The 21,632-nt window shown below is 60.7% G+C and carries 11 protein-coding genes, 1 pseudogene and 1 CRISPR repeat array (1 of these 13 cut by a window edge); of the genes and pseudogenes, 8 read left to right on the top strand and 4 right to left on the bottom strand.

The window, feature by feature from the left end:
- Positions 1–1,501: direct repeats of the CRISPR family, unit length 28 nt; unit sequence GTTTGCTGCCGCGTAGGCAGCTTAGAAA; it reaches 2,547 nt to the left of the window's first position.
- Positions 1,502–1,552: 51 nt separating this feature from the next.
- The 3 genes and pseudogenes from GH657_RS18290 to GH657_RS09055 all read right to left on the bottom strand — a co-directional run.
- A pseudogene (locus GH657_RS18290) lies at positions 1,553–1,832 on the bottom strand (transposase); the annotation flags it as partial.
- 569 nt (positions 1,833–2,401) lie between these two features.
- On the bottom strand, positions 2,402–2,995 hold the full coding sequence (locus tag GH657_RS09060) for a type VI secretion system amidase effector protein Tae4 (protein WP_153100384.1): 594 nt from the start codon (positions 2,993–2,995) through the stop codon (positions 2,402–2,404).
- A gap of 2 nt (positions 2,996–2,997) precedes the next feature.
- On the bottom strand, positions 2,998–3,360 hold the full coding sequence (locus GH657_RS09055) for a hypothetical protein (protein ID WP_246174039.1): 363 nt from the start codon (positions 3,358–3,360) through the stop codon (positions 2,998–3,000).
- Between the two features lie 421 nt (positions 3,361–3,781).
- On the opposite strand from GH657_RS09055, the gene rimO reads away from it, so the two are divergent.
- The 3 genes from rimO (at position 3,782) to GH657_RS09040 (ending at position 6,773) form a co-directional block, all read left to right on the top strand.
- A complete protein-coding gene (gene rimO / locus GH657_RS09050; RefSeq protein ID WP_153100382.1) occupies positions 3,782–5,167 on the top strand; it encodes a 30S ribosomal protein S12 methylthiotransferase RimO in 1,386 nt (461 codons plus the stop codon).
- 16 nt (positions 5,168–5,183) lie between these two features.
- A complete protein-coding gene (locus GH657_RS09045) occupies positions 5,184–6,113 on the top strand; it encodes a sugar kinase (RefSeq protein WP_153100381.1) in 930 nt (309 codons plus the stop codon).
- A gap of 105 nt (positions 6,114–6,218) precedes the next feature.
- Positions 6,219–6,773 carry a hypothetical protein gene (locus GH657_RS09040; RefSeq protein ID WP_246174038.1) on the top strand — a complete coding sequence of 185 codons (555 nt, stop codon included), beginning with the start codon at positions 6,219–6,221 and terminating at the stop codon, positions 6,771–6,773.
- Positions 6,774–6,925: 152 nt separating this feature from the next.
- On the opposite strand, the gene GH657_RS09035 is transcribed toward GH657_RS09040, so the two are convergent.
- A complete protein-coding gene (locus GH657_RS09035; RefSeq protein WP_153100380.1) occupies positions 6,926–13,972 on the bottom strand; it encodes an autotransporter outer membrane beta-barrel domain-containing protein in 7,047 nt (2,348 codons plus the stop codon).
- A 444-nt stretch (positions 13,973–14,416) separates the two neighbouring features.
- Between GH657_RS09035 and GH657_RS09030 the strand changes: the two genes are divergently transcribed.
- From GH657_RS09030 to GH657_RS09010, 5 genes are all read left to right on the top strand, one after another.
- Positions 14,417–15,802, top strand: coding sequence for an undecaprenyl-phosphate glucose phosphotransferase (locus GH657_RS09030; RefSeq protein WP_174769920.1), 1,386 nt, complete (start codon positions 14,417–14,419; stop codon positions 15,800–15,802).
- Positions 15,803–15,937: 135 nt separating this feature from the next.
- Positions 15,938–16,987 carry a polysaccharide biosynthesis/export family protein gene (locus GH657_RS09025; RefSeq protein WP_246174037.1) on the top strand — a complete coding sequence of 350 codons (1,050 nt, stop codon included), beginning with the start codon at positions 15,938–15,940 and terminating at the stop codon, positions 16,985–16,987.
- On the top strand, positions 16,974–19,310 hold the full coding sequence (locus tag GH657_RS09020; RefSeq protein WP_153100377.1) for a GNVR domain-containing protein: 2,337 nt from the start codon (positions 16,974–16,976) through the stop codon (positions 19,308–19,310). Before GH657_RS09025 ends, GH657_RS09020 begins: the two co-directional genes overlap by 14 nt.
- The gene (locus tag GH657_RS09015; protein WP_153100376.1) at positions 19,307–20,467 is read left to right on the top strand and encodes a glycosyltransferase family 4 protein; all 1,161 of its coding nucleotides are present in this window, start codon (positions 19,307–19,309) and stop codon (positions 20,465–20,467) included. The genes GH657_RS09020 and GH657_RS09015 overlap by 4 nt, the downstream gene beginning before the upstream one ends.
- Positions 20,464–21,630 (top strand): polysaccharide pyruvyl transferase family protein, encoded by a 1,167-nt coding sequence (locus GH657_RS09010; RefSeq protein ID WP_153100375.1) that lies wholly within the window; start codon positions 20,464–20,466, stop codon positions 21,628–21,630. Before GH657_RS09015 ends, GH657_RS09010 begins: the two co-directional genes overlap by 4 nt.
- Positions 21,631–21,632: the final 2 nt, after the last annotated feature.

Genomic DNA, 21,632 nt, shown 5'->3' with positions numbered 1-21,632 from the left:
ACGGTCGCAGCACCGCCAGTCGCGCGGCCTCTTGTTTGCTGCCGTGTAGGCAGCTTAGAAAGGATCGCTTGAAGTTTATGCCGGCGCGTGGTCGTTTGCTGCCGTGTAGGCAGCTTAGAAAATCAACGCGCGAGTCAACGCCCGCCACTGCCTGTTTGCTGCCGTGTAGGCAGCTTAGAAAGCAGTGCTATAGCCAATCGGAAGCGACAGCAGGTTTGCTGCCGTGTAGGCAGCTTAGAAATGCTCGTCTGTTACGCATACAGCGCGGTAGCCGTTTGCTGCCGCGTAGGCAGCTTAGAAAATCCGCGCTCTCTAATTTAGCTTCGATGTCTTGTTTGCTGCCGCGTAGGCAGCTTAGAAATCCCCAGGAGATGAACATGACCACGATTCAAAGTTTGCTGCCGCGTAGGCAGCTTAGAAAATTAATAGGATTAACGACTACGGCCGCGCAGCGTTTGCTGCCGCGTAGGCAGCTTAGAAAAGAATTCAGCGAAGAGTGGAAGCGCTGGATCAGTTTGCTGCCGTGTAGGCAGCTTAGAAAGATTATTCCCGCCGGAGCATTACTTCCGTTTTGTTTGCTGCCGGGTAGGCAGCTTAGAAAAAAAAGTATCCCCGACTTTCGAAGCCACGCGGTTTGCTGCCGTGTAGGCAGCTTAGAAATATATCGTTCAGCGTGCAGTGGCCAAGGCTTCGTTTGCTGCCGTGTAGGCAGCTTAGAAAATAATCATGGCGGCGTCAACAGCACCCGCATAGTTTGCTGCCGTGTAGGCAGCTTAGAAAATTCGCAGAAAAGCGGGTCGCGGGGCAGCATTGTTTGCTGCCGTGTAGGCAGCTTAGAAAGAGCAGATAAAGATGATGCCGAGTCGAAACAGGTTTGCTGCCGTGTAGGCAGCTTAGAAAGGGTACGGATATCACAACGTCTGGAACATAAAGTTTGCTGCCGTGTAGGCAGCTTAGAAACGCCAGCCGGCGTGACGAGCGACGCCGCGCTGGTTTGCTGCCGCGTAGGCAGCTTAGAAAAGACGATGAGCGCGACCCGTTCGAAGGCACTGGTTTGCTGCCGCGTAGGCAGCTTAGAAATGCACGTACTCACACAGCGGCGATGCTAAAACGTTTGCTGCCGCGTAGGCAGCTTAGAAAGTCATCACGCCGATAGCGCGCGCGAGATCACACGTTCGCTGCCGCGTAGGCAGCTTAGAAAAAGCTGGGCGAGGAAATCCGCAACACTATCGAGTTCGCTGCCGCGTAGGCAGCTTAGAAAGATTGCGCAAAAGACCCTCCAGCTCGTGACATGTTTGCTGCCGCGGAGGCAACTTAGAAAACTCGGAAAAGCCGCGAGAACGGCCTGTAATAGTTTGCTGCCGCGTAGGCAGCTTAGAAACATGATCCATGCGGGCAGCTTACGTGACACAAGTTTGCTGCCGCGTAGGTAGCTTAGAAATTGCAACGTATTCAATGCGCCAGATTCGATCCGTTTTCTGCCGCGTAGGCAGCTTAGAAAACGACGGATCAACAGCGTTGTCGAACACGTCTGTTATAGCGTCAGCTATCCGTTGCGTTCCTGTCTGTTTTGCGCCGCGCCAACCTGTTTTTCTAACGACCGCTCCAGCGCGCTGACCCCGTCCGGGTCGGGCTCGCTCCATTGAGCAAAGTATGAATGCACCGTGCACCGTGCGCCATTTCGACAACTCCCGGGGAAGCATCCTCCACTGGCGCCCGCTTCGCAGCAGATACAGCACCGCGCAGAACACTTCGTACAAGTCCACCGTAGTCGGCTTCGTGCGCTTCCTCATGCTTTGCAGCGACGGCAGGCCCTTCGAAATCGCTAGCAGGCCGCCCGCGGGCGGTTCAGGCTGCGGCGTGAGGCCGTGCGTCATTGACCGGAAAATCGCCACCCCCTCCGCGCTTCCGGGCTTCACTTGACAGGAAGGTTTGGGTACACGGGGCAATCCGGCCCGGCAGACCTTGTAGCGTGAGATTCCAGGCGTTTCGAGGTGCCCGGAAATCGTGCGTTTTTATGTACGATGATGCGAATCGACGCGCGGACGCGCCAAGCGTCCGGATACCCGGCGGCGTTACGGCCAAACCGCGGCGTAGTACGCAAGGTAGAAAACCGCGGTTCCGGCAACAAGTGCGAGTGTCACCGCAGGGGACCGGATAGACCCCGGTGCCTGGGCGAAGCCTGCGATGCTCCACGCAACGGCAGGCCCGAGAACGAACAAGGCAATTGCGGCGTAGCCCGACCAGGACACCCTGCAGTGTTCCGTGTCCCAACAGCCGTGCCACCGGGTAGAAATGAGGGGCCAGGAATAGTGCATCGCCAAGCGGCTTGCCAGCACGGCACACAATGCGGAAAAGAGCAGCCCGCTGATCAGATAGAGCGACGACGAGAGCAATCGCCTCATTTAATTTCCCAAAAAAGTATTTGTTTGGATTTTCCAAGGTCGGAGTACCAAGCGGCCCCTACACCAATCCGAAAGCGCATAAAGGAAGTTAGGCGCGCGCCAATTCCGGGCGATGTAAGTGTGTCCTTGTTCCAAAGGTCGATGTGGTCGCCGGTGGTTTGTCCGTGAGCGTCGGTATCACGTGCCCAGTAGCTCGAGAAATAGACGATTCCCGTGCGTCCCTCGATCTTGCTGCGCCAATCGGTTCCCGTGATATTGACTGGATTGGAGAGTCCCGCTAAGGGCTTCCGCTTCAACCAGTCGGCCATCTCACGAGCACGCAGCGCGGTCCGCTTCCCATCGATACGAATTTGTCCTTCCCCGCGGAAAGATTGCATCTCTACGCCAACCTTATGGAGGGTCATGCTTAACCGAATTGCACACTGGTTGTCCGCGTACGGTGGCACTTCTCCGGTCTTCGGATCAACGAACGGGTCTTTCTTGTCAGGGTAGGCGGCCCAGAGCTCGGAAAATGGAACGGCATGCAGGTGTACTTCTTTGGCTGATTCGCGCGTGGTATTGGTGTGAACAAGGGTCTTTTTGTTCGGCATGGTTATGCTCCGTCTTGCTTCGCAAGAGCTTCATCACCCCAATAGACATGGTAGCTGTCAGCGTCCACTGTAAAGACTCGTGGTAAGCGGCCGTGCGCGTCCAGTTTGCCCGAAAACGTTCGGCCGTCCGTCGTTTCGATGAAGTACGGATAGCCTTCGGACGCGCCCGGTCCAACACCCTGGGCGCGCTCGTCGAACAACAGCGGAAGGCCTGCTTCGCGGACGGTATTGTGGTCGCCTTGCTCGCCCTGGCCGGCCCCCATATCGTCGAACCATGCGGTTGCTATCATCCCTGCAACCATATGCGGCGGTCTCGGACATGCGCAAAGCAAGATGTCTCCATCCAACGCGAGTTCGTGGTTCATGTGGATGTGCCTACGTGGGCCTCCGGCCTTGGCGATCACGCCCGTGCTTTTGCAGGCATTGCAATAACACCGTGCTCCTATTTTTGCCGGTGAATGCCCGTAAAAGCTTATTGGCGATCCCGAGTACGGCTCAATTGCGCCGCCGGTTTCTGGCTGATCGTCCACGCTCAAATAACGCCGCATCATGTTTCGGCCTCCATACACGAGTAAAAACCGTATCGTATGACCAATGCGGCCCAGAGCTTTTGTAACGGTAAAAATTTGACAATGCGTGACATTGCGCTGGATGTGAAGCAACAGCGGAAGATAGCCGGCAAGTGCAGCTAAATTACAGCTCGAGTGGTCATGCCCCCCGTTTCCCCTCCGGGTCACGTAAATAGCTGTAAACTCCCGGTTTTTCCGCCATTCCCCAAAGCCCTACATGTCCAAGCCGCACAGCGTCACCCCGTCCGAAGCACCACGTATCGGTATGGTTTCCCTCGGTTGCCCCAAGGCCCTGGTCGATTCCGAGCAAATCATCACCCAGCTTCGCGCCGAGGGCTACGTCATCTCCGGCACCTACGACGGGGCTGACCTGGTGGTGGTCAACACTTGCGGTTTCATCGATGAAGCCGTGCAGGAAAGCCTCGATGCAATCGGCGAAGCCCTCGCCGAAAACGGCAAGGTGATCGTCACGGGCTGTCTCGGCGCGAAAAAAAGCGGAAGCGGCTCGGGGCTGATTGAAGAAGTCCATCCGAAGGTGCTTGCCGTCACCGGCCCGCATGCGCTGGGTGAGGTGATGCAGGCGGTGCATAAGCATTTGCCCCGGCCTCATGATCCGTTCCTCGACCTCGTGCCGCCCGCGGGCATCAAGCTCACGCCGCGTCACTACGCCTATCTGAAGATTTCCGAAGGTTGCAACCATCGCTGCACGTTTTGCATCATCCCGTCGATGCGTGGTGATCTGGTTTCGCGGCCTATCGCGCAAGTCATGCTCGAAGCTGAAAACCTGTTCAAGTCGGGCGTGAAAGAGTTGCTCGTGATCTCGCAAGATACGAGTGCCTATGGCGTCGATGTGAAATACCGCACCGGGTTCTGGAACGGCAAGCCGCTCAGAACCCGCATGACCGAGCTGGTCGGCGCGCTGGGCGAGCTTGCCGCGCAGTACGGTGCCTGGGTGCGCCTGCATTATGTCTATCCGTATCCGAGTGTCGATGAAGTGATCCCGATGATGGCGCAAGGTCCGCTCAAGGGCCATGTTTTGCCCTATCTCGATGTGCCGTTTCAGCATGCTCATCCTGATGTGCTCAAGCGCATGAAGCGTCCGGCCAATGCGGAAAAAGTGCTGGAGCGCGTGCGTGCCTGGCGTGAGATCTGTCCGGATCTGACCGTGCGTAGCACGTTTATCGCTGGGTTTCCCGGCGAAACCGAAGCGCAGTTCGAAACGCTGCTCGATTTCATCCGCGAGGCCGAGCTGGATCGCGTGGGCTGTTTTGCCTATTCGCCGGTTGAGGGGGCGACGGCCAATGAGCTGGATGGCGCCTTGCCCGATAGCGTGCGTGAAGAACGCCGGGCGCGCTTTATGGAGGTGGCCGAAGCCGTCTCGGCGGCGCGCATTGCCCGCAAGATCGGCCAGACGCTCAAGGTGCTGGTCGATGAAACCGGTGCGGATGGCGGCATTGGCCGCACGGCGGCGGATGCGCCTGAGATCGACGGCGTGGTGTATCTCGCGCCGGCCACCAAGGCATCCAAACGGTACAAGACGGGCGATTTTGTCCAGGTGAAGATCACCGGCGCCGATGGTCATGATTTATGGGGTGAGGTGTAAGCGCGAGGGAGAGCCGATGAAACAGACGTCCTCTGCTGCGATCCTCGCACTGGGTGAGGCGATGGTCGAGTTCAACCAGTGCGCGCAGGATGGGGTTCATTACCTGCAGGGTTTCGGGGGGGATACCTCGAATTTTTGCGTGGCGGCGGCCCGTCAGGGGGCGGCGACGGGCTTCGTGTCGGCGCTCGGTGACGATCGTTTTGGCTGCTTGCTGCGCGAGCTCTGGCAGCGCGAGCGGGTTGACGCGACCTGGGTGCGCACCGATGCGCTTGCACCGACGGGGGTGTATTTCGTCTCGCATGAGGCGGCGGGGCATCGGTTCGATTATTTGCGCGCGGGTTCGGCGGCTAGCCGCTATGCCGTGAGCGATTTGCCGCTGGAGGCCATTGCGGCCGCGCGCGTCGTGCATGTGTCGGGCGTGAGCCTGGCGCTTAGCGCAAATTGCTGTGATGCGATGCTGGCGGCGATGGCTCATGCACGCGCTCATGGCGTGCGCGTGAGCTTCGATACCAATTTGCGCCTCAAACTGTGGCCGCTTGCGCGGGCGCGTGCGGTGATGCTGGAGGCGATTCGCCAGAGCGATATCTGCCTGCCGAGCTGGGATGATGTGACGGGCCTGACCGGTCTTGCCGGATGCGATGAGATCGTCGATTTTCTGCTGGCGCTGGGGCCGCGTGTCGTGGCGCTGAAACTCGGTGAGCAGGGCGCGTATGTCGCCACGCCCGATGAGCGGCGGAGGGTGCCGGGCTATCCCGTCAAGGCGCTCGATGCGACGGGCGCGGGAGACTGTTTTGGTGGCGCCTTCGTCGCGCGCCTCATCGCGGGCGATGATCCGTTCGCGGCGGCACGTTATGCGAATGTCGCGGCGGCGCTGTCAACCCAGGGGCTGGGCGCGGTGGCGCCTATTCCGCGGCGTGAGGAAGTCGAACGGGCGCTGGCGGGGTAGGGGATAAAAGGAAATATTCGTTTGCTGTCCTGTTGTGCGATGGGTGCGATGGGTGCGATGAATGCGATGGATAAAACGGCAAAAAAGCGATCAAGAAAGCGATACATGAAGCCAATTCTTGCGAGATTTTCACGCGCCGCGCGAGCGCGGCGGCTCACCGTTGCACGGTTGTTACTGGCACTGGCGGGCATTGGGCTCACGCCGCTGGGGCAGGCCTATCAGGTGCCTGTTCAAAACGACGAGGCATCGTCAGCGTCTGCTGTCGCGCAGCCCCTGCGGCCCGATCCTGCCTTTGCGGCGCTGCCGGCCTATAGCGGAACCCTGGGCACTCGCCGCATCCTGTTGCACCTGGGCACGAAAACCGACGATCCCTCGGGTGTGCACGGCGAGTACCAGTTCGCCGATTCCGGCGAGACCATCCTGATCGCTGGCGAGCGCGATGGCACCACGCTGGAAGCCGAAGAATCAAACGATGGCACTCATATCACCGGCAACTGGGTGGGCACGTTTGCCGCTGATGGCTCGCTGACGGGCACGCGGATGAATCCCGATGACTCCGAACCCGAGCCCTTTGTTTTACAACCGGTGAAGGCAGGGGCTGCAGCGGCTGTGGGGGCTCGTCCCGTGAGTGGTGTCAGCAATCTCAGCACGGGCGAATAAAAAAAGAGGGCTGGCCGAGATTCGCTAAAAATCCACGACTCCACGACTCCACGATGTCTCGGCCCAACTAGTCGAGTCGAATGGGGAATCCATTTTTATAGGGCATCGCATAGCCGTTCAAGCGGCACGCGCGGCGGCATCCGCCGCCGCTACTAGAACTTCTTGCGGAGTCCCAGGTCGCCCTTTACGCCTGTCATGTAGCCTCCCGAGCCGGGGCCGCCCAGATAGACCGCATTCAGATACAGGCTGGTGCCCTTGGCGATCATGCCGTTGAAGCCCAGGCCGGCTTGCCACGCTTCGCGTAGCGCTCCCCCAATGAAACCGGTGCCCCCAACCTGCACAATCGGCGCCGCACCGCCGCGCAACAGCAGATCGGCCTTCAGATAAGCCGACCATGGCCCGTGGCGGCTCTCGCCATCGTGTCCGAAGCGCCCGCCTACCCGGCCGAGCACACCGTGAGTGCTGCCATAGCTCACCGGGAGCCCCTTGGCATCGTTGAACGACGCAAGCTGTGTGCCGAGATAGTTGATCTGCACTTGCGGCTCGGCGAACAGGCGCTTGCCAAACCTGAACGGATAGCCCGCTTCGAGCGATGCGGCCCAGCCCCATCCCTTGGTCGCGCCGGTCTCGTCCTGCGCGCCCGCGGACGTGTTGCTCCACATCCGGTCGCCCTTGAGCACGCCGTCGACATAGAAACCGCTGCGGTGCTGATACGTAGCGATCCAGGCGAGCCCGGTGCTGTTGTAGTTCGAATGACTGTTGCCATCCGGCGCATTCACCTGCACGTTAGCCGCACCGAATGTTGCCGCCGCGCCTATGCGCAGCGACGAATCGTCCATGTGCCGCGTGTAGAAGTTGCCGCCGAACTGCACGCCGCCGTAGTTCTGGTCGAAGTTGAAGCCGTACTGCATGAACGAGCGGTTCGTCCGGTAGCGTTCGTCGGCGCCCAGCACGCGTGCGAAGGCTTCGATCGAGTGGTGTCCGGCGTGGTCGAAGCGGTCGCTGCGAATCTCGCCCAGCCGTTCGTGCAAATCGCCAAGCGTGTCATAGAGGTAGCCCTGCCACGCGGTGGGTAGCGCGATGTACCCCGGCACCTGAGGCACCAGCGCGGCCCGCTGCTGAGAGTGGTCCGCTGGTGTCTCCTTGCCTTTGTCTCCCTTATCCCCTTTGTCCCCCTTATCTCCCGCGTCCCCTGTCGTCCCCGTGTCTCCATTGGGGGTGATGTAGACGTTGGCGAGCCGGTAGTCCCAGTAAGCGTTGCCCGTGCCGTCGACGAGCCGTTGCCCGGCATCACTCGCATTGGGCGCAAAACTGAAGAGTTCGTAACGGTAGGCCCCGCCTGCAACGTATCCGTTCTTGAGTGAGAAGGCATTGGGCGTGCTGCTACCCGCGACCTGCACGACTGAGATGCCCTCGTTGGCATTGGCCAGGCCGTTGCGGTTGGTGTCCGTGAGCGCGCCGGCTCCTGCGGGAATAATGGTCAGCAGGGTGGTGCCGCTTGCATTGGCCTCGATCAGCAAGCGGTCGGTCTGCTGATTCGCAAGCGCACCGCCGTCATTGAGCGTTGAGCGCAACACGACGTGGCCACCGTTGCCCGAATAATTGCCGCCGACGTGCAACACGTTTCCGCTTATGCCCCTCAAGCCTGCGAGCTGGATCACGCCACGATTGTCGAGATGACTCTGCAGCGTCAGCGTGCTCGCCGCGCTCGTACCCGAGCCGGGCAGGGCGTTGAGCGCGGCTATCGCGCCTTCGTTGACGACCGCGCCGCTGACAACGCCCGTGCCCGACAGGGTGCCCGACGAAGCCACGCGCACGGTTCCCGCCAGCGCACCGCCAAGCGTGACGGGAGCCGCCACGCCCAGATTCGAGGACGCGTGTTCTCGCATCGTCCGCTGCATCGGCGACAGGGCATCGTTGCCGACGATCAGCGTGCCATCGAGTACTTGCGTCTCGCCGGTGTAGCTCTGCGAGCTGCCTACGGTCAGTCGGCCTGCGCCAGTCTTGACGAGATTGCCGTTTCCGCCGATCGGGTTGTTCAGCGTCCAGTCGCTCGCCGTATCGAGCCGGACAGTACCGGCATTCTCAAGCGCGGCGCTACCCAGGCGCGTGTGGCCGTCGGCAGACAGCGTTGTGCCCGGATCGATCTGGAACACGCCCGAAAACGCGCTATTGTCAGTCGTGATGGCGACATCGGCGCCGTTCGCCAACTGCACCGTGCCCGCTCCCGCGAGCGTGTTCGAGAATGCCCCCGCGACACCGCTCAACATGAGGCGGCCCATATTGGCGATGCTCGCGGTACCGAGGCCGCCCACGTTATCGAGCGCGACGATCGCGTTTCCGGCGATCGTCGTGGCCACCGAAAGCGCGGGATTGGCTCCGGCGATGTCGAGCTGGCCGCCCGCCACGACGAGCGTGCCCGTGCCCGTCAACGTGCCCACCGAAACGCCGCCGTCCGCGAGCGTCAATTGCCCACCACCGAAGTCGAGCGTCGAGCCTGCCTGGCTATCGAGCTTGCCGATCGTCTGCGCATAGCCGCCGAGGTGCGCACCCGTGCCGCTGGTGAGGCCCAGGCTCGCGGTTTGTCCGAGCGCATCGTTGGCGGCGAGCACCAGGCGGCCGGAGCGCACCGTCGTCGCACCACGATAACTATTGGCCGCATTCGAGAGCGACACGCTCGCGTCCGTATCGATGACAATGCCGCCGTCCCCGGTCAGACGTGCCGACATGTCGGCCGCCGCGCCGCTTGCCCCTGGCGCTGGAGTGAGCGTGAGCGCATGGTCCTGCTGAAGTTCGACACGGTTGAGACCGTAGTTCACATACAACCCGTCGTCGGGCGCGGTCGTCATGCGGTAGTCGTACGTTCCCTTTGCGACGAGATGGCCGTCCTGCTCGATGTCGATCGTCCGGGCCGCCGAGACGATGTTGCCCAAGCTATCGCGGAGCGTGAGCGCTCCGCCGCTGCCCACCGTGTGGTCGGCATGCACGAGCTTCACGCCGATCGAGTGGTCATCCTGTTCGAGAAGCCCCGCGGTATTGGGCGTGCCGGGTATGTTTGGCAGATACGACGCCGGAATATCGACGCGAATGTCGCCAATGCCGCTCGCATCGACTGTGCCGGTTTCGAGCAATGCCTGGGCTGTCGCGCTATCGGGAATCCGTGCATTGAGCACCACGGTGCCACCGCTGAACGCCAGTCCGCCGATACGGGGTATGCCTTCTCCAACTGTGACGATACCTTTCGTACCGGTTTCGAGCATGCCGCTGCGCAATGCCGATGTATTGTCGCCGCTCACATCGAACGTGCCATTGCGAAGCCTCAGCGTGCCCGTAAAGCCCGCTCCCGTATCCGCTGCGTTCGCGGCGCCAAAACGGAACGCATGCCCTTGCGTATCGGTTGTGACCGTTCCCGCACCGAGCAGGCGGTTGTTCAGTTCGTAGCCGGAATCAGCGACCGACGTGGGTAACACGAACAGCGTGCTCCCGCCGTCGATCTCGATCGCACTCATGTGGGTACCGTCGCGCGTGCTGGCCAGGGCGTGCTTCAAGACGACCTCTGCCCGGTCCGTCAGACGCACGGTGTCGAAGCGGCGGATCGCATTCGCGTTGTCGTAGGTGTAGTGCGCGCCGTCGAACACCAGCGTATCGAAGCCCGCTGCGCCGCCGTCGATCGATGAGAAGCTCGCGCGGTCACGAACGATCACTGTGTCGTCGTTCGTGCCACCGACGAGCGTGCCGTTCAATACACTGCCGCTTTCCAGACGTGCGGTGTTCGTGCCATTGCCAAGGCGCACTTCGCCGGTAATGCTGCCGCCCGCCGCGTTGACGAACGCATGCCCCGTATCGTTCAGATCGATGGCGAGCGCATCAGCGGTAGCGGCGACGAGCGCGCCAGCATTCGTCAGCGTGCGCGGGCCGCCCGAAATCAGGACTGCGTTGGGATTATCCGACTGCAACGTGCTGTTCGCGCCGATCGTCAAGCTGCGCGCTGCCGCGACATTCACGCCGGTGGCGGCTTCTGTGCCGCTCAGGCTGAGGCTCGGACCGTTCAGCGCCACGTCTCCCGTGGTGTTGGCGAACACGCCGCTGCCGTTTCCTGTGACACGTATGTTCCAGTTGCCATCAAGGGTTGTGTTGGCATCGGTCTCGCTCAAGCTACCGGTTGCGCTGGAAATGGCGATGCCTTTGCCGGCCGATGCGCTCGACACGAGCACCGTTCCGTACGATGCGGCATCGAGCCCGCTGCCGAACAGCAAGGCGGCCCCCGCGCCTTGCATTTCCAGCGTTGCGCCGTTGACTAGCACGCGGTTCGTCGTGCTGCGATTCACGATCAGTTGGCCATACCCGGCGTCACGGCTAGTCAAATGCGTGTTGGCGTCGAGCGAGACCGCGCCGGCGTCCGCTTCGACCAGCAGCGCGGCGGCGCCATGATCGACCGTGACGGAGCCCGCCGTGGTCAGGCTCGCGTTGTCGCTTACGCGAATACCGGCAACGCCGCCGTCGACCGTGACTGCGCCTCGCACGCCGTCTGTCCCCGGCGTGACCACCGAACCTGCACCGCTGATATCGATGCCTGTGCCGTGCGCCACGTGAATGGAGCCGCTCGTGGCAAGTTGCGCGCCGTTTTTCAGCACGAATGCGGTTACGTCGCGTGCACCGGTAAGGTTGAGATCCGCCGCGTTCGTAAACGACGTATTGCCGGTGCCGGTCACGTTGCCGTTCAAATCGTATTTGTTGTTGTCGACGACGGCAAAGCGTGTGTTATCGCCTAGCGAGAGCTTTGCTGTACCGTCGATGCGGCCGGAAGCTCCGCCATCCAGGCTCACGGCCGTGCCCCCGCTGCCGGACACCAGCATGTCCCAGCCGGTCAAATCGACGGCTGTTCCCGTGCCGCTTGCCTGGAGTATCGTCGCGCCGGGGCCGGATGCGATCAGCCTCGCTTTCGCCGAGTTGCCGATGGTTGCGCCATTCTCGATGCGAAACAGCACCGAGTTTTTCGTTTCGACCTCGAGCCCAGCCACGGGCGCCGAGTCAATTGCGATGTTCGCACGCAGGCCGTAGGCAAAGAAACCGATCTGCTGCTCGCCGGAAACGAAATCGACGCTGCCGCGGTTGATGAGCACTTTGCCACCGTCACGAGCGTGAATGCCGATGCCGCCGTTACCGCTCAGACGGACTACTCCGCCAGCGATCGTGGCGACCGCATTGGTGCCTTCCGCCCAGATGCCGAAATTGCGCGTGCCCGACTTGGGATCCAGATGACCTTTTACATTGACCGTTCCGGACGACACCACATTCGACTGCACGGCCTCCGTTTGCACCGCCTTGATGCCGATGCTGTTGATACCGTTCAGATCGATCACTCCCGTGTTCGAGGCATACGCGGTGCCGTTGACGAGCATGCCAACGTTTTCCGATGGTGTGTCGATGCCGGAACCGTTCAACGCAATGTGGCCGCTATTGACTCCCTTCGCATTGTTGACGATCTGCATCGCGCGCACATTCTCGGTTAGCGTGCCGCTCACGATTTCGCCGGCATTTTGCACGTTGGCACGCGGGCCGCTTGCATAAATGCCGACGAGCGGCGATTTGCTGTCCAGGCGCACGGCCTCCACGGCCTCAGGGTTTTTCACGTCGTACTGCGGGCCACGCCCGATATACATCGTGCCGGTTTCCGTATTGACAAAGTTCGCCGAAGTGACGAGCGCGCCGTCCAGTTCGGCCTTCGTGCGATGAGGACTCACGCCGATGTTGACTGTGCCGTTGTTCGTGCCCGAGGCGCCGTTATCGATCTGCAACACCATCGTGCGTGCCATGCTGCCAGCCGTGGGATTGCCTGCACCGTTGATGATGCCGTTGTTTTCGAACGTCGTAGCCGCACCGCTCGCAGTCGCTGCAAGCGCCAGTGTGGCCGCGATTTGTGCCGACGTGGGGTTGCTGTCTGCCGCGAAAAAGCCGCTGTTGATTACACCGTTATTGATGCCCCGGCTAGCGCTCAAAACGTTGATGGCCGTCCCGGTTCGTCCGGACCCGGTTGTGGTTACGGAGATTTGCCCATCGTTGATCACTGTTGCGGAGTTTTCGCCGAACAGCACGCCACCTTGGCCCGTGGTGGAACGGCCTGCGGAGCTGACATCCAGATGGGCCCCTTCGGCCACCCGCGCCGTGGCGCGGGCGCCTGTTGCATGGATCACCGCGGCTATGCCGAGCGGCGCTAACACCTCGTCGCTGGAATCCAGCGTGTTTGAAAACGTGATGGTCCGGGTGGCCAGGGTCACGGCCTGATTGAACGCGGCGTCGTATTGCGCCTGGGTCGTAATGCGGCCGGCCTGGGCTTGGCCAATCAGCCATTGGTTATAGACCTTGAGATCGGCGGCGTTGTTGACGGTGCGAACCGATTTGTCGAAGGCCGTGAATGTGCCGCGATAGGTCGCCTGGTTCAACACCTGGCTTTGTCCCACGCCGGTTTGGGTCGGCGGTATGGTGGACACGAAGCGGATACCCGCGTGTGGTGCGTTCCAGGTCACTGTGCTGTCCGCATTGCCGGTGCCGATTGCCTCGAACAGCGCGGACTGCTTCGCCACGACGGAGAAGTTATTCGCAGCATCCGTCGATGGCTTGGCTCCATCGCCGATGTTCACGTCGAGGCTACCGCCGCTCGCCTCGACCGTACCCACGCGCAGGTCGATGTATTGCTGTCCCTTCACGTCGTACCAGGCTGCGCCGGTCTGATTCGCGGTCGTACTGGGCACGAACTTCACCGAATCGTTCACGGAGATGACTTTCTGTGTGCCGGTGACCGGGTCGGGCACCGTGATGTTCATCCGGGCGCCGAGAGAAAGCGTGCTTGCTAGCGAGCTCGCCGGGTCAAGATATTCGTTGCCGGAAAGAATGCGGCCTGCCGCGAGCAGTTGCGTGAGCAAGACGCTACCGAAACCCACATCGCCGGTCTGGAATTGTGCGGGCCCGACAAGCGTTACGTGATCGCCGTTTACCACTCGTGTCGCACCGGCTTTTTGATCGTTGTTGAGAGGATTGAAAACGCCGAGCGTCTCTACAAGATCGGCGCCGCCAGCCGAATTCGATAGAAGTGCGACAAACATTGATGCCGTCAGTTCGCTGATCCGTTTGCGTGCCTTGCGGCGCTTTACAGCAAGTTTGATGTTCCATTGGCAATTCATTCGATAAATGATCGACATGATTTCCCCCGATTCCCACTCTGATTCGAAAATATTTATATGCCTTATAGAGCGAAAATGCTGTTCCTGTCAGTCAGTCATTGACAAAAATGCATCATTTCGAGCTCCAGATAATCCAGGCATTTCGCATTTCTTATTTCGTATGCTGCATTTGCAGTCTACTCCTGGCCATATCAAAAAACACTTTCATTAAGGTAAATCTCAACCCCGCAGTGGACTGCCTGATAAATATCAACCCAATCGCAAATAAACTATCCATCTTGAATAAAATCCAATTAGAATAATTTCATGATGCATAAAACATATTCAAAAAAATGCATAAAACATAAGCAAAAACTTATTATGAAAATAACAAGTATTCGTTAGACAATAATAAAAAAATCTTTTAGTGTTCACTGAATTCATAAGTAGTTCATATTGAAAATTAGGCGCATGGAGGCGGACATGATCGTGAGTTATGGCGCGTTGGTCCCATTGCTGGATCTCAGCGTGATATTCATCGGCGCACTGGTTGCATCAATCGTCGTGCCCGAGGCTGCGTGGCCTGTGATCTCTCACACCGCAGTCATCGTGTTCGCTGTCGAGAGTGCGCTTCTCGCACTGTTCCTGGCCGGTGCCTATCGGCCCGCTCGTGGTCAAAACCGCGCGATATTCGTCCTGCGTGCGCCGGCTGCCTGGATCGCCATGCAATTCACCTGTTTCGGCCTTGCCACGATGATCTGGCAAGTCCCGTCGTCATACGATTTATGGTTTGCTTGCTGGAGTGCTGCCGCCGCAGTTGGACTCGTCATCCTGCGTCTGTGTCTTTCTTCGACGCGCGCTCGCGGAGACTTCGGCGCACCGCCGACTAAAAAGAAGGTGGCAGTTTTGGGTTATGGCGCGCGCTACCACCAACTGGTCAACGAGATGTTGCGCCCGTCCGCGCTGGATGCCTCTTTGCCAACCGTGTTTGACATGTACTCGTCCAGCACCTCGCACCGCATAGGCGAGCGAAAAAAGCCCACCGCACTGGGCGAGTGCGCACGGCAAATCCGTAAGGCCGGCATCCAGGAAATCTGGGTCGTGCTGCCTCTTGCCCAGATGAACGCGATCTACAGTGTGCTCAAGGAGTTTCGTGACGATCTCGTCGACATCCGGCTCATGCCGGATGTCACCGGCGTTGCCGTGTTCGATCCCGGTCTCTTTGGCATGGGAGGCTCGTCCGACATCAATCTGACCGCGCCACCGATGTCGCTGCGTGACCGGTGGATCAAAGTGCTGTTCGATCGTGTTTTCGCTGCCACCGTGCTCGTTATGCTTTTGCCGCTGTTTGGCGCCATTGCCTCAGCCATCAAGCTCTCGTCGCCAGGACCGGTTTTCTTCCGTCAAAAACGCAAGACCTTGGGCGGAAAGGTCTTCAAGATCTATAAGTTCCGCACGATGTGTGTCCACGCAGATGGCCCCGGTGTCGTGACCCAGGCAACGCGCAACGACGTGCGTGTCACACCCGTCGGCCGCTTCCTGCGCCGCACGAGTCTCGATGAGCTGCCGCAGTTCCTGAATGTGTTGCGTGGCGAAATGTCGGTGGTTGGACCGCGGCCTCACGCTATCGAACACGACGAGTTTTACCGTCCGTCGGTGATCGATTACATGCAGCGTTACCGCATCAAGCCCGGCATCACGGGATGGGCGCAGATCAACGGCCTGCGCGGCGAGACCGAGCATGTCGACAAGATGCGCCGCCGTGTCGAATACGATCTCTACTACATCCGTAATTGGTCATTTACGTTGGACTTGCGCATCATCGTGGCGACTGTCGTCAACGGCTTCAGGCATTCGGGTGCGTATTGAGTGGATGGTTGCATGACTCCTTACGTTGACTATTGCCATTGCCATTGCCATTGCCATTGCCATTTCCGTGCACGTTTTTTGCTGCTTGCGATCGTTTTTTTACTGGCTGCGTGCGGTCTTGCGCCAGGCATGAGAATGGATACGACGGATACACCCGCTGCGGCAGGAGGCGGCGCAAGCCCGCCAGCCGCACAGGCTGCGGTTCCGTTTATCAACATCGACGCCAGCGTTATCGACCGGCTACATGAGGAGGCGCAAGCGCAAGTACTTGCCACGAGGCAGGCTGAGCCGCTTGAGCGAGCCGATGCGGCTTACATCATCGGCCCAGGCGATGTGCTTCAAATCACCGTGTGGGATCACCCCGAGCTGGTTGCTGCAAGCAACGGGACGCGTCCCAGCTCGCAGGGTGCGGCAGACCCGGTGGCCGGGTTCGCTGTCGATCACAACGGGAATGTGCAATTTCCCTATGCGGGGTCCGTTCGCGTTGCGGGATTGCGGCCCGATCAGGCCGATGCGCGGCTTGCCAGCGCACTGTCGAAGTTCTTTCGCAAGCCGCAAGTCACGGTACGCATCGCATCGTTTCGTGCGCGGTATATCCACGTGATCGGTGCGGTCCGCTCGCCAGGCGGATACCCGTTCAACGATGTCGCCATGACGCTGCCCGAGGCCATCAGCCGCGCAGGCGGCCTTGCCGTGGAGGCCGACAGTAGCCGGATTGTCATCGTTCGCGGTGGTCGATCCTATCCGGCGAACCTTGCACGCATGCTCGACAATGGCGAAGATCCGGCACACCTGATCCTTGCTCCCGGCGACATTCTGCGTGTCCCGTCGCGTAGCGATAGCGCCGTCTACGTGATCGGCGAAGTCAGGCATCCCGTGCTCGCATTGCCCGATCAATACGGCCGGCTCACGCTTGGCGACGCGCTGCTTCAGGCGCATAGCCTCGACCTCGACACCGTCGACGCGAGCCAGCTTTTTGTGATCCGCGGTTCCGCCGCCACACCGCATGTGTTTCGCCTCGATAGCCGCTCGCCTGTGGCGATGGTTCTCGCCGGCCAGTTCGAGCTGCAACCGAAGGATGTCGTGTATGTCGGGAGCGGTGACCTCGTGCGCTTTAGTCGCGTTCTGAGGCTGATGTTACCGGCCTTCAACGCGGGCGCTTTGGGATCCCATGTCGCGGATTGACCGAAATGCCGCTTCGGACAAAACACCGATGCAGGGTGATACGGATGCACCGCCTCCCGCTGCGAGGACCCCGGACGACGATATCGACCTCATCGGTGTGCTCGATTCGCTCGTCGATCAGCGCTGGCGCATCGCGCTCACGGCTGCGGTTTTCACTGTGTGCGCCGCGTTCTACGCGTTGCTGGCCGAGCCGCAATATCAGGCCAGCACCATGATTCAGGTCGACGATGGCGACAATACCTGGGCCTCGCGTAGCCTGCTTGGCGACGTCTCGTCACTGTTCGATCTCAAATCGACAACGACCGCGGAAACCCAGGTGTTTGCCTCGCGGCTTGTCGTTTCGCGGGCGGCAGAAACGCTGCAAAGTTTCGTTCGCGTGCAGCCGAAACGATTTCCCTTGATTGGCGGATTCGTGGCGCGCTATGCCAACGGCATCCATGTGCCAAGGTTTCTGGGAATCGGCGGGTATGCGTGGGGCAGCGAGTGCGCCACGGTCAAGCGCTTCGAGGTACCGGCGCCGCTCGAGGGCAAGCACTTCACGTTGACGGTGCTTCCTGGCAATCGCTATCGGCTCTCCGGACGCGATCTCGATGCCTCGTTGACCGGTGTCCTCGGCCGGCTTGAACGGTTCCCTACGCCGTTTGGCCCGCTCGTCCTCGAGGTGGAACGCTTCGACGCGCTGTCCGGTACACGCTTTTCCCTGGTTCGGGATTCCAGCTGGAAAACCATTCAGCGCATTCAAAATCGCTTGACCGTTCAGGAACAGATCAAGCAGTCCGGCGTGTTCATCGCAACACTGCGCGGCCCCGATCCACAGGAAGTCAGCACGCTGCTCAAGGAAATCGCCAACGTTTATATTCGCCAGAACATCGAACGCAAATCGGCCGAAGCAGGGCAGTCACTCAAGTTCATCTACAAGACGCTACCGTCGCTCAAGAACCAGTTTGACAACGCGGAGAACCGCTATACGCATCTGCGTTCGGCGAGCGGGTCCGTCGACGTGAAGGAGGAGGCGCGCCTGATGCTGCAAAACGTCACGGTTATCGAAGCCAAACTTCTCGATCTGCGGCAAAAGCGCACCGCGGTTTCGGCGACGTTCGCCTCGACGCACCCGGACCTGGTTGCATTAGATACGCAAATCAAGGCACTCGAGAGCGAACGCAGCGCGTTGCGCCGCAAAATCGACCTCATGCCAGCGCTTGAGCAGGATTTATCGCGTTTGTGGCTCGATACGCAGACAGCCCGCAACCTGTACACAACGTTGCTTACCAACGCGCAGCAGCTCGAACTCGTCAAAGCCGGCATGAACGGCAACGTCCGGATAGTCGATGCCTCGACCGTTCCTGAGGATTCCGTGCGGCCCAAACGTACGATGATCGTCGCTGCTGCGGCGATGGCGGGTGTCGTCGCCGGTATCGCGCTGTCGTTCGCCCGCGACTTTCTGTTTGGTGGCCTCGTGTCGGCCACGCAGATCAAACGTCATACCGGGTTGCACGTGCTGGCGAGCGTTCCGGACGTTGGGCGAGCACGCCGCTCACGGCGGCGCGCCATATTGCACGATGCCGCACTCGACAGCCTTCGTGAACTCAGTACGCAACTCATGCCAATGCTGCATGCGGCGGGCCGCAATGTCGTGCTGATTGCCTCGCCTGCGCCAGGCGCTGGCGCATCGTTTCTGTCCATGCATCTTGCCGCCGCGTTTGCCGCTTGGAACCGGCGTGTTCTGCTCGTGGACAGCGATGCCTATCACGGTGAACTGCATCGTTACTTCAGCGATGAACGTCATCAGGATGACAAAATACAGGTGAAAAATCTGCGCTTTCGCGGCAACGTCATGGTTGCTCGATGCAACGCCGGGACGTCCGGCACGCTGGATTTTCTCTCAGTTGCCGGTGCATCGACGGCCGCGTCGAACGAGGGTGTGCCTGAGCGAATACGCCATGCACTCGCCGGCATGGCGACGAACTACGACGTCGTCATCATCGATGCGCCCCCCGTGCTCGCGGCCGGTGATGCGCTCGAACTCGCCGGTCTCGCCGGTGTGATCCTGCTCGCCGCGCGCTGCGGCATTACGGTGGCCGGTGAGCTCACTGAAGCCTGTAGCAGGCTCGCGCGCCATGGCGCCACGGTTGATGGCGTCATCCTGAACGGCGTGCGTCTGCGTTCGAAGCGCTTCGCGTTCCGCTCGAAGTTCGGTAACTATCGCCCGGTGGCGTATGACTACGACACCGCACCCGCGCAGGTGAGAGCCGGCTTCAGCCTGCGTAACCTTATCGCTGCTGTCCGTGCCGGCCGTCGCCACGCGGGCAAGGAGAGCCCATGAATGTGAACTCACCCACCACAAGGTTGCGCGTCGTTCTGTTGACGGAAGCGGCCGCTGGCGGCATCGCTGTGCACCTGGCTGACCTGATCCGCGAGTTGTGCGCACGTGGAGGCATCGACGTGCACTTGATCGTCCCGCGCGGCCCGCGCTTCGATGCCACGATTCTCGATGCGCAGGTCGTCGCGCAATGCGCGTCGTTTCATGCGATTGACATGCACCGCAGTGTCGGCTGGCGCGATGCGCGTTCGTTCATGCAGGTGCTGCATTGCCTGCGCCGCATCCGCCCAGACATCGTCCACAGCCATAGTTCGAAAGCTGGCGTACTCGGCAGGCTTTGCCCAGGCTCATGGCAGAACGTCTATACACCGCACGCTGTGTATACGCTGAACCCCTATCTGCCGAGGTTCCAGCGCAGCTTCTATGGCGCCATCGAAGCGCTGCTCGGGCGTTTTCGTTCGAATCGTATCGTCGCGGTGTCCGAACATGAGGCGCAACATCTGCATCGCGTCCTGCACATTCCGTCCGGGCGGATCGCTACGATTCCCAATGGCGTGGACACCGCGCCGCTGCTGCCTTGCGACAGCGCGCGCCGCGCGCTCGGCTTGCGGCACGATGCAATCGTGGTGGGATTTGTCGGACGGCTCGATTTCCAGAAAGGTGTGGACCGTCTGGCACAGATCGCACAGGCGCTCGAACATCGCTTTGCGGATCGCCTGCAGTTCGTGGTGATCGGCCCCGGCGATTTTGCCGCCGCGGCTGGCCTCGCAAACGGCTCCATACCGAAAAATGTGCGGGTACCTGGCGCACTGACCGACGCTCGCCGCTATTTTTCGGCATTCGACATGCTCGTGTTGCCGAGCCGTTACGAAGGCTTCCCTTATGTCTGCCTTGAAGCGATTGCAGCGGGCGTGCCCATTGTCGCAACCCGCGTCGCGGGCGCCGCAGAGCTGATCGAGGCGTGGCACGTGGGCCTCGTTGTCTCGAACGAAGACGATACAGGCGAGCTGGAGCGGGCTATCGCCGAGCTTGCTACGAACGAGGGTTTGCGCCAGCAAATGAGCACGAACTGCAAAGCCGCGCACGAACACTTTGGCGTCGAAGCCATGGTCGATCGAACTCTCACGCTGTACCAGAGCCTGCTGGAGCCCACCGTATGACTGCTGCACCTCACATTGTTTTGCTGCATGCCTATAGCACCCGCAATTCTGGCGACGGCTTGCTTGTCGATCTCTCCGTCGCGCTGTTGCAGGAGGCATTCGGCCCCGACGTGCGCGTCTCGATCGTCGCCGCTGATCCGGGTTCGTTTGGCGCACATGCCCATGTTTATCCGGCGCCGGTATTGGCGCAGCAAGGCTGGCGCCGGCTAGCGACCGCGGCCTCGGCGCTGCTGCCGCCCGCCATGGCCGGCGTCAACGCCGAGCTTCATACGCTGTATCGGCTGCTCGATAGCGCCGATTTGATCGTGGGCGTCGGCGGCGGATATTTGCGCTCGCGCAGCGCGACCGAAATACTCAAGCTCCACGCAGGACATCTGGTGCAACTGCGCGCCGCCAGAGCCAGCGGCAAGCCCGCCGTCTATCTGCCGCAAAGCATCGGACCCGTGCTGCCCCAGGGACCGCTTGCCGGACACCTTGCACCGCTGCTCGCGGGGCTTTCCGCCGTGTTCGTGCGTGACGACCGGTCCGCCGAATTCTTGCGCGATAACGTGAACACGCAGCGCGCGGCCGATCTCGCTGTGCTCGATTTCGCTAACCGTGGCGAGCACATCCTGCGCGAGGCCGCCCGGGCCACTCGCTCACACATGGCGCACGTCGCACTGGTGTTGCGCGCCGCCCCTAACTGGAGTCAGACGCAGCACGAGCGCTACCTGAATGCGACGAACGCCTTGAGGCAAACGCTCAGCGCATCGTGCCGGCTGAGCATCGCCTTGCAAAGCAGCGGACGCGGTAACGATGATGGCGCTTATTGCCGACGCATCGGTATCGAGGGGCCGCTGCCGACACTCAAGACGCTGCTTGAGACCGACCGGCCGGACGCTGTCGTTTCGGTCCGCCTGCATGGCGCGCTGGAGGCGGTGCTGCACGGCGTCCCTGCGTTCCATCTGAGCTACGAACGCAAAGGGTTCGGCGCCTATGCCGATCTCGGGGTTCCCGGTTGGGTCGTCAATGCTGCCGATTTCAATGCCGGGCAAGTCGCTGCCACGTTGTTCGCGCCTGATGCCGCCGCCAACTTCTGGCACGCGGCAAGCCTTGGGCTCGCCCATCTCCGGCGGCAGCGTCATACCCTTGTCGAGGTGCTCCGCAGCACCTGTGCGTGCTGAAC

Source organism: Paraburkholderia hayleyella (assembly GCF_009455685.1).
GTDB lineage: Bacteria > Pseudomonadota > Gammaproteobacteria > Burkholderiales > Burkholderiaceae > Paraburkholderia > Paraburkholderia hayleyella.
The sequence above is the reverse complement of the archived record's forward strand: the minus strand, read 5'-3'. Positions and strand labels throughout refer to the sequence as shown.